Annotated in this window: 4 protein-coding genes, 1 tRNA gene and 1 pseudogene; 5 read left to right on the top strand and 1 reads right to left on the bottom strand. The window is 61.0% G+C overall.

The genetic code is table 11. The features are described from left to right. Positions 1-416: 416 nt before the first annotated feature. From AC6RIC_RS04450 to AC6RIC_RS04430, 5 genes and pseudogenes are all read left to right on the top strand, one after another. Positions 417-4,256: an SIR2 family protein gene (locus AC6RIC_RS04450; RefSeq protein WP_499735272.1), complete on the top strand. Its 3,840-nt coding sequence runs from the start codon at positions 417-419 to the stop codon at positions 4,254-4,256. A 344-nt stretch (positions 4,257-4,600) separates the two neighbouring features. Further along, positions 4,601-4,677, top strand: a tRNA-Arg gene (locus AC6RIC_RS04445). A 546-nt stretch (positions 4,678-5,223) separates the two neighbouring features. Next, positions 5,224-7,440 (top strand): ParB/RepB/Spo0J family partition protein, encoded by a 2,217-nt coding sequence (locus tag AC6RIC_RS04440; RefSeq protein ID WP_499735271.1) that lies wholly within the window; start codon positions 5,224-5,226, stop codon positions 7,438-7,440. Positions 7,441-7,563: 123 nt separating this feature from the next. Further along, the gene (locus AC6RIC_RS04435; protein ID WP_499735270.1) at positions 7,564-7,902 is read left to right on the top strand and encodes a hypothetical protein; all 339 of its coding nucleotides are present in this window, start codon (positions 7,564-7,566) and stop codon (positions 7,900-7,902) included. Beyond that, a pseudogene (locus tag AC6RIC_RS04430) lies at positions 7,899-8,222 on the top strand (DUF2958 domain-containing protein); the annotation flags it as partial. The gene AC6RIC_RS04435 and the pseudogene AC6RIC_RS04430, both read left to right, overlap by 4 nt. Positions 8,223-8,588: 366 nt before the next feature. On the opposite strand, the gene AC6RIC_RS04425 reads toward AC6RIC_RS04430, so the two are convergent. After that, complete coding sequence (locus AC6RIC_RS04425; RefSeq protein ID WP_499735269.1) at positions 8,589-9,860, bottom strand: aspartate aminotransferase family protein; 1,272 nt, start codon at positions 9,858-9,860, stop codon at positions 8,589-8,591. Between the last annotated feature and the right edge of the window lie 51 nt (positions 9,861-9,911).

The following is a 9,911-nucleotide window of genomic DNA, read 5'->3' as shown; positions in this document are numbered from 1 at the left end:
GCGCAGAGCAAGCGCTAGTCGCGCCGTTTATCTGAGCCATGATCGGTCACAGCCACGATACGCTCCAGAAGACCCCCATGCGGAGCCTGCAAGCTGCCTGCTTTGCCAACAGACAGAGCATTGCCTACCGAAGGTGGCCCTAACCACAGCGCCGCTGTTCCGAAACTCCTTGGCCGGCCAGGCATCCTTTCGCCTGGTCGAACCGCTGGGCCGGCGATCGGCACACCAGCGCCACATCCAGCTTGGATTTATCCGCGCCGCGTCCGGAATCCTCCTTGGCCCCGAACGGCTGGCGTCCTCTAGTCTTTTGGACAGAGAGGCGCGATCCGCAATGGCGACCATCAGAAAACTTCGAGGCAGATGGCAGGCGCAGGTGCGTCGTCGTGGAATGGCCGGGCAGGGGTAAGTGGCGAGCAATGCGGTTTTTGGCCAATGGCCCTTCGATTCCAGATGAATTGCTGGAAGCCCGCGACCAAGGGCGCGTAGTCTTTTTCTGTGGGGCTGGGGTATCAAGAGCCCGAGCCAAACTTCCCGACTTCTTCGGCCTCGCGGAAAAAGTGGTCGAGCGGCTTCGCGTAGCCAAAGATAGCCCCGTCAATAAGCTGATTCAGGAAGCTCGCGAGATCGATAAGCGCGTCGGCGTGTCTGGCGTCATATCAGCGGATCGCGTATTCGGCCTACTAGAGCGAGACTTTGACTCTAAAGATATTGAAGAGGCGGTGGCGAGCGCATTGAGGCCACCACCGGCCTGCGACCTGAGCGCCCATAATATGCTGCTCGATCTAGCCACGACCCCGGACGGCGCAATTAGATTGGTCACGACGAACTTCGACAGGTTGTTCGATGACTGCGGGCGAGGCCTCAGCATCTGGCAATCGCCACGGTTACCGGACCCACAGAGGCCGCGAGAGATGAACGGGATCGTTTATCTCCACGGCAGAGCCACGGAAAATTATGATGGCGCAGAGGGTGATGGATTCACTCTATCCAGTTCAGAATTCGGGCGCGCATATCTGCCTGACGGCTGGGGCGTAGATTTTTTCCGTGAAGTATTGCAGAGATATATTGTTGTATTTATTGGCTATACAGCGGACGACCCTCCAGTTCAATACTTGCTAGAAGCGCTGCGTAAAACTTCTGGTAAGATAGAAGGTGCTTATGCATTTCAATCCGGGGAACGCGAAGACGCTGCGGCGCGATGGAGACATAAGGGCGTCGACGCAATTCCTTACGAAGCCGACCGCGAGCATTCCGCTCTGTGGCAATCGCTAGAGAAGTGGGCAGAGCGCGCTCGAGATCCGCAAGGTTGGCGAAATCGAGTTATAGGTCGCGCAAAAGGTGGCCCGGAAGATTTGCAACCTCACGAGCGGGGGCAGGTCGCGCACATAGTGTCGACCTACGAGGGCGCGAAAGTTTTCGCCGAAGGCGACAATCCCCCGCCCGCTGAATGGCTCTGCTGTTTCGATCCTCAGCGGCGTTTTGCTAAACCGGGTCACATCGGACACCTTTGGAAGAAGGGACCTTATTTTGACCCGTTTGATTTCTATTCAATAGATTCGGACGTCGTTCCAAATAGGATTGAGGCGAGCGATTTCTCGGCGAATAGGGATGTTCCCAATGGATCTTGGGACGCATTTAGAATCAATCGTCTAGATCGAACCCCGATACGCGATGAGCATCTCGGTTCTCTTCGCGGCTACTCGTCATCCAATGCATCGCAATTGGTGCCGCGCCTGTTCGTCTTGGGGTCGTGGATTGCAAAAGTCAGCGGCCAACCCGCGGCAGCTTGGTGGGCCGCGCAGAAAATTTCAATTCATCCATCATTGCAGCAGTCCATATCTTGGGATCTAAACCGAAAAGATTCAAAAATACCCATTGAGATGAGGAGTTGCTGGCGGTTTTTGTTTGAGGTTTGGTCCAGGCCGAAAGACGACCTTTCGCGCGATTGGCATGAACTTCGTTCAGAAATCATGAGAGATGGATGGAATAGTTCCGTCGTCCGGCGGCTTGGCAATGTATTCCGCCCGCATTTCGTTGCGGATGTCGCATATTGGGGTGGGCCAAAGCCTCCTTCAGCTTCTGATCTGTCTTTCGCCGAGCAAATTTTGCGGCGCGATGTCAAATACCCCGAAGCGCACGAAGAGATTGAAATTCCGAAAGAGTGGCGAATCGAGGTGATGAGGTTTTTGCGTCAGAACCTCGAACTGGCCGTTTCTCTTGAGAGGGAGATTGGCGGATACGGCCTCGATAACCTCAGCCCAATACGACCGGATGATACGCCCGGAATAGATAGGCTCGACAGAGCGCACGGTCTCTCTGCGGCAATGCTTCAATTCGCTGAGCAGTTCTCCCTCCTAATGGACGAGGATGTCGAAGCTGCTCGAAGAGAATTTGCGGCTTGGTCGCCGCGCGACGATTCCGTATTTGCCCGGTTGAGGATTTGGGTAGGCGGTTTCGAGAGCATAGTCAGCGAGCAAAAGTTCCCAGGGCTTATCCGTGAGCTCAACGATCGTGTCTTTTGGGGAGAGCGCCATCAACGGGACCTGCTGCTCGTTCTCGCCGATCGTTGGGGCCGTCTATCAATTCGTTCCCGCAAACAAATTGAGAGGCGATTACTGAGGGGCCCGAAGCGCTGGAAGCAAGAAAGGCCTGCTGACTTTAGAACGAGAAGCGCATGGTCGATCCTCAATCGCGTTCATTGGCTGTCGAGGAGAGGATGCGAGCTTTCTTTCGACGTCGAGGAGCCTTCCCAGGGCCTCTGCATTCTAGCTCCTGATTGGAAGCCGGAATACGCGACGAAAGCATCCGAGTCGCTGGAGAGTCGGAGCGGTTCGGTTAGAACCGATGACAGTCACGACGCGTTGACCGGCGCACCCTTGCCATCGCTGCTGGCCATCGCCAAGGGAGGAACGGGACGATCACCCGATTTCTTGGTCGAGAGCGATCCGTTTGCTGGCTTTCTAAAGAGATACCCGGTCAGAGCGCTGGCCGCACTCAAGCTCGGCTTCAAGAACGGCGATTTACATGAATGGGCTTGGGATAGCTTCCTCTCTAACGAGGCTCGGCAGTCCGATAAGCCGCGATTTGCCCGCCTGATCGCCGAGCGCATTGCCAGCTTGCCTGTGCTCGACGTTGCAACCATTGTCGGGGCGGCCTCAAGGTGGTTTGCCAAGGCGACGAAGCAAGTCCCTGTAGATTGTATCGATACTTACGATAGGGCTGCAAAGGTCCTAACTGATGCCCTGCATGCCCGGCCTAGACTCGGTCGATCCGGCATCGTTCGAGGCAGTCGCTCGCCAGATTGGACCACGGAAGCGATTAACTCTGCGGCGGGGAGCGTCGCAGAAGCCATGTTCAATGATCCTCGCAAGGACAATCTGAATCGGAATGAGGGACTTCCTGATGAATTTAGGCGTAATGTAGAGCGCCTTCTTAGCTTAACGGGCGATCTGCGCAGATATGTTCTCGTCATCTTATTTCATCAGTTAAACTGGTTCTACGCCATTGACCCCAAATGGTCTGAAGATAATCTACTCCGAATATTTAGAGGCCGAAGCCGTAATGATAAGGATGCGGCATGGTCCGGCTTCTTCTGGAACGCTCGAACTCCCGACGCGGCACTCTATTTCCGCTTGAAGGACCATCTTCTTAAACTGGCAGTCGATCCGTTTCCCTCGCGCCGATCTTACAGCGAGGTCATCGCCGGCATGATTCTGGCGGGGTGGGGAAGCAGAGATAAGGCGACAGGCAAAAACTTCGTTTCTGATGACGAGATGCATGATCTCCTGATCACGGCGGGTGACTCATTTCGATCTAGGATCCTTTGGCAGATAGAGCGTTGGGCGAGAAATGATAAGCCAGGTGCGGGTGACAAGTGGGCTGAGCGCGTGCCCCAGCTACTGAAAGTCTGGCCTCGGCAACTCTCGGCGCGCTCACCCAACACCTCTGCCCGACTGTGCGAACTAGCGTTCTCAAGCGACGACCGCTTTCCCGAGATTGTTGATCTCGTTCTACCCATTGTCACCACGATCGAGCGAGATCATTTGATGTTGCCGGAACTTCGCAGATCTGGTCCCAACCTCGTTGATCGCTATCCGGAAAGGGTGTTGGCGCTGCTGCACGCTGTGCTTCCAGACAGTGCCGCTGCGTGGCCTTACGGAATTGAGGGAACGATCGAACGCATCGGAAATGCGGATAAGAAGCTGCTGACAGATGACCGCCTTATCGCACTACAGCGCCGATGGGATGCGAGGTGATACCCGACGAAGTCCGGCCTCAAACAACGATTTGGTGCCTGCAGCATAGTCGTTGGTGTCCGCGATCACGCGGTCAGCCGCGCCCCGCGCAGCACGAGCTGTGGTCGAGGCGGCCGCGATGATCTGCTCTTCCAAGAAGCGGCTGCGCTTGATGAACCGGTCCTCTCAAAGGACCAGAACGAACTTCAAATCGGATTAGAGATGAGGGGCAACGTTAGAGCGCCACAGCCGCGGCGCGTCCGACACGTTTCGAACGTGTGACCTTTGCCTTCGGAGAACTGCGCGCGATCCAAAATCCCGCATTGCCGAAGCAGTTGGGATCGGCTATCCAGCCTGCACGGTTAGCGCCCGTAGCTCAGCTGGATAGAGCGTTGCCCTCCGAAGGCAAAGGTCACACGTTCGAATCGTGTCGGGCGCGCCAATAAAATCAACAACCTAGGAGCTTCCCGCCTCTCCAGCGAAACGCCGCAGGAAGCATATAGGAAGCAAGCGGCGGCAAATTCCCTCCGCAAAAAATTACGAATTTTTAGCTGCCCTCTCTGATGTGGCTCGGTCGGGGAAGCCCCGCTCGCTAAGAGCCGGTCTGCGAATGATGGGCACGCACCACGGAACGACTCTCTACGCCGTGGCACTTCTCCAACCCCTTTGCCCATCATTTCCACATCGACGGCGAGCTGCGCTCCGGTCTGTTTTGATCGGCTGCGGCTGTCGCCTTGCCGATCGCGAGGGGAAGCCAAGGGGCCTTGCCCCTTTCTCCCCTCAAGTGCCGCCTGCGCATGGCAGGGCCGCGCACTCTCAGGACGGCCCATAGTCCTCACCGTCTCGACCTTTCCCATCCGCCCCGCTCGCTGCGCGGCCCGGCCACGCTCGCCGGCATTTGTCCCCTCCCATCCTTGCGCGCTCGCGCGCCCCCGGAAGGCATGCCGAGGGGCATGCCTTCGGCATTTACGGAGAAAGGATCGGAACAATGGCTAGGACATCGAGGAAAGTGAATCCTGCCACGGTCGAGGCCGTGGATGTGATAGCGGATGTGGAAATCCGCAACGTAGCGGAAACGGCCGGTGCGGTTAGCGCGCTGCCCGCGCCGGAGGCGGTGGATCCCACCCTTGCGGCGGCGAGCGGCGAGACGGTTTTCATTCCGCTCAACAAGCTCAAGAAGTCGCCGCGCAATGCGAGGAAGACCCCGCACAGCGAAGCGACCATCGAGGCGCTGGCGGCCAGCATCGCCGCCAAGGGGCTGCTGCAAAACCTCATCGTGGAGCCCGAGATTGACGCGACCGGCGAGCCAACCGGCAGTTATTTCGTCACGGTCGGGGAAGGCCGCAGGTTGGCGCAGCTTCTGCGCGCCAAGCTCAAGGAGATCGGGAAGACCGAGCCGCTGCGCTGCGTCATCGACACGGCGAACGATCCCCACGAAATCAGCCTCGACGAGAACGTCACTCGCGAGGCGATGCACCCGGCCGACCAGTTCGAGGCGTTCCGCGAGCTTGCTGAACATCGCGGATGGGGAGCCGAGGACATCGCCGCTCGCTTCGGCGTCACCGCGCATGTCGTGCGCCAGCGCCTGCGCCTTGGCGCTGTCAGCCCCAAGCTGATGCAGGTTTACCGCGACGGCGGCCTGACGCTGGACCAGTTGCAGGCATTCGCGATCACCGAAGATCACGCCCGGCAGGAGCATGTTTTCGCGAAGCTCTCCTATAACCGTGAGCCGTGGATCATCCGCCGTGACCTGACGAAAACCAATGTCCCGGCGACGGATCGGCGCGCGATCTTCGTCGGCGCGGAAGCCTATGCCGAGGCGGGCGGCAGCATCATCCGCGATCTGTTCGCCGAGGATCGCGGCGGTTTCTATGAGGATACCGCGCTTCTGGACAGGCTCGCCATCGCGAAGCTGGAAGGCATCGCCGCCGAGGTTCAGGCGGAAGGCTGGAAGTGGGTTTCCGCCCATATCGACTTCCCCCATGCTCACGGCCTGCGCCGCGCCTATCCGCAGCCGGTCGACCTGTCCGAGGAAGACGAAGCTGCCTATGCCACCGCGCAGGAGGAATATAACCGCCTGTCGGATGAATGGGACGGCGTTGAAGAACTTCCCGACCATGTGGATGCGCGGTTCGGGGAGCTTGAGGCGGAGATGGAGCGCATCGACGCGCTGCGCCACGCCTACGCCCCGGACGCCATCGCACGCGGCGGCGTTTTCGTCGTGCTCTCCCATGAAGGCAAAGCCCGGATCGAGAGCGGTTTCATCCGCCCCAAGGACGAGGCCCCGGAACCGGAGGAACCCGCAGCGGGCGGGGACGGCAGCACCGTCATCGACGGTGTGCGCGTCAACGGCGACGGCGAGGTGATCGCAGATGACGAGCATGACGAGGACGGGAACCATGTTTCCGAACTCGAGCCGGATAGCGAGGAGGCAGAGGAAGAGGGCAAGCCGCTGTCCGATCTGCTCATTCGCGACCTGACGGCTCACCACACGCTCGGCCTTCGCCTTGCGCTTGGCGAGCAGCCGGACATGGCCTTGATCGCCGTCACCCATGCGCTCGCCGCGCAAACCTTCTATCGCGGCGTTGATGCCCACTGCCTCGAAATCCGGCCGAGCAGTCCGCACCTTGGCGGACACGCGGACGGCATCGAGGACACTGCCCCGGCGAAGGCGCTGGCGGATCGCCATTCCGGATGGGCGTCCGACATGCCGCGCGATGTGGCCCATCTTTGGGGCTTCATCGCCGGGCTGGATCAGGCCAGCGTCATGGCGCTGTTCGCACATTGCGCTTCGCTCACCGTCAATACGGTGAAGCAGCCTTGGGAACGCAAGCCTCGTGCCCACGAGACGGCGGACAGGCTGGCGACGGCGGTTGCGCTCGACATGACAGCGCATTGGACGCCCACGGCGAGGACCTATCTCGGCCGCGTGACCAAGGCTCATATCGTCGCCGCCGTGCGCGAGGCGCTTGGGGACGAGGCAGCGGATCGGATCGCTGGCATGAAGAAGCAGGCCATGGCGGAAGCCGCCGAGCAACTTCTCGCTGGAACCGGCTGGCTCCCGCCGCTGCTACGCACCGAGCGGCCGGCATGGCTGGACGCGCCACCAGAGCCTGACGCCGACGCGATCACGGATGCGCCGTACGCTCCAAAGAATGCCGGCACAAGCGAGGACGGAGCGGCCTTCCAGCACGCCGCCGAGTGAAGCGCCATGGCCGGAGCCGCCCCACGCGGTTCCGGCCAACCTCCCGACAGCAGTGAGAGTTTTGCGGCCGCGCCGAACCGGCGCGGCCGGAGACCTCGACCGCACAACACCAGGAACCCCATCATGAAAAGCCATATCGAGCAGCGGGCCGCTCTGGCTCGCATGGAGGCGGCGCGCGTCGAGACCGAGCGCCACCTTGCCATCATTGAACGGCAGATCGCCGGCCGCGCCGAGCGCGTCACGACCAGCCTGCATGCCAGGACCTGCCATGTCGGGCGCTCTTCCTCGCGATGGAGCCGCGCCGACGAGCGACGCTATCAGGAATCGCTCGCCGCCCTGCGCTTCGAGCGACGCGGCGAGATCGACGCGCTCGCCCGCAAGCTGGCGCGGCAGGTCCGCGCTATCGCAGCCCTCCGCCTTCGCCACGGGCTTGACCCGGTAGCGGAGGAACTGGCGTCATGACGCGACAATTTCCCCGCAACGAGCCTCTGATCCCCGATGCTCCGCGCGACCGCCTGATCGAGAACGGCCGCATAGGGGAGGAACACTGCGACTTCGATCCGTTCCCCATCGTTAAGCTGTTTACGCCCGACGCTGGAGCAACGTGGCTCTTCACCGAAGCCTTTCCCGAAGAGGGTGATCTGCGACTGTTCGGCCTCTGCGACCTCGGCCTTGGCAGTCCCGAACTCGGCTACGCCGTGCTCTCCGAGATCGAGGCGGCCGGCGGCAAGCTCGGCCTGCCGATCGAGCGCGACCTCTATTTCAAGGCCGAGCACTGCCTCAGACCCCGACTCGAAAAGAAGTCAGCGATATCCATACCTTGCCAGCCGTCGCGTGATGCGTCTCCTAGCATCGTGCTTCGGCCATGGCTGTCTCCGTTCACAAGCGGCAAAGCCGAGAGGTTACGCCTGCTGGGGAGACCTGCAATGAGGGTTTTCCCTCACCCGCGCAGGTGCTGAGTTCAAGGCTGGAGTCGACCCGTTTTTGTGGCTGAGTGGATCAAACCCGTGCCGCATGTTCGACAGAGATCGCGAACATTCAACGCCTAGGGTCCTATAGACTGGTGAACGTCGGATGGTGCCCGGCCGCCGGAGCCCGGATCTTGCCGATCGTGATCGAATGCGCTCCGGCGGCCACCGGATCTGGAATCAGCCAGCTGCCAAAGCTCGGTCGAGGACCTCGACGAAACGCCCGACATGCTCGGCCTTGAAAGCGAGCGGTGGCCGGATCTTGAGAATGTTCGCGGCCTTGCCGCAGGTTCCGACCAGCACGCCGTTCCGGCGCAGCTCGTTGACCAGACGGCCAGCCCCATCCGTCCATGGCGCCTTGGTCTCCCGATCGGCCACGAGTTCGACGCCGAGATAGAGACCGCTACCACGCACGTTGCCGATGCAGTCGTGGACAGTAGCCAGCTTGCACAGCTCGGCCTGCAGATGAGCACCGACGCGCGCAGCCGACGCCAGCAAACCCTCGTCTTCGATCACGTCGAGAACGGCCATCCCTACGGCGGCGGAGACAGTGTTGCCGCCGAAAGTGTTAAAGTAGCGGCGCTTCTGCCCGAAAGCGGCGACAAGGTCGGATTTGACGATCATTCCGCCGATCGGATGACCGGCGCCCATCGGCTTGCCGAGCGTGACGATGTCGGGAACGAGACCGGCCTCGCGCTCGAAGCTCCACCATGAGCCCATCCGCCCGAAACCTCCCTGGACCTCGTCGGCAATGAACAGGCCATCCGCCGCCCGGATGGCGTCGGCGCCAGCTGTCAGCACACCCGGGGCCGCGAATATCCCGTCGCTGGCGAAGGTCGTGTCGACGATCAGCGCAGCCGGAGCGTGGCCCGCCGCGCGCAGGCTCCCGGCCGCCTCGCTGACATCGGCGGCGAAGCGTGCGGCGAGATCGGTACCCTTCGCGGCGCGGTAACTGTCCGGCGCACGGATCGTGCGGACATGCGGGCCGATCGGCTGCAGCGAAGGCGAGATGTCGGCCAGCGCCACCGTGACGCCGTGATACGCGTTTTCCGTGACGATCAGGCCGCAGCTACCCGTTACCTCGAAAGCGATCCTGAGCGCGAGATCGTTGGCCTCGCTGCCGGTGCAGGTAAACATCGCCGTGTCGAGCGCGTCTGGAAACGTCCCCACCAGCCGCTCGGCATAGGCGACGATGTCGTCCTGGACGTAGCGGGTATGTGTGTTGAGGATCGCCGCCTGCCCGGCCAGCGCGGCGACGACGGCGGGGTGACAATGCCCGACCGACGGCACGTTGTTATAGCAGTCGAGATAGGCCTGCCCCTCGGCATCATAGAGCCAGACGCCCTCGCCCCGCACCGGCAGCAGTGGCTCCTCGTAGAAATGCCGGTAGGCCGGACCGAGCACCGCGCGGCGCCGGTCCATCAGGACGGTTGTGGCAGCGAGGTCGGTCATCGCGAGAGCTCCGGAAGGCATGTCAAAACGAGTGGGGACAAGGCAAAAGCT

The organism is Allobosea sp. TBD101 (genome assembly GCF_059817965.1).
The sequence above is the reverse complement of the archived record's forward strand: the minus strand, read 5'-3'. Positions and strand labels throughout refer to the sequence as shown.

Coding starts and splice junctions, on each gene's coding strand:
- AC6RIC_RS04425 (WP_499735269.1), bottom strand. CDS start 9,860: ATGACCGACCTCGCTGCCACAACCGTCCTGATGGACCGGCGCCGCGCG.
- AC6RIC_RS04435 (WP_499735270.1), top strand. CDS start 7,564: ATGAAAAGCCATATCGAGCAGCGGGCCGCTCTGGCTCGCATGGAGGCG.
- AC6RIC_RS04450 (WP_499735272.1), top strand. CDS start 417: ATGCGGTTTTTGGCCAATGGCCCTTCGATTCCAGATGAATTGCTGGAA.
- AC6RIC_RS04440 (WP_499735271.1), top strand. CDS start 5,224: ATGGCTAGGACATCGAGGAAAGTGAATCCTGCCACGGTCGAGGCCGTG.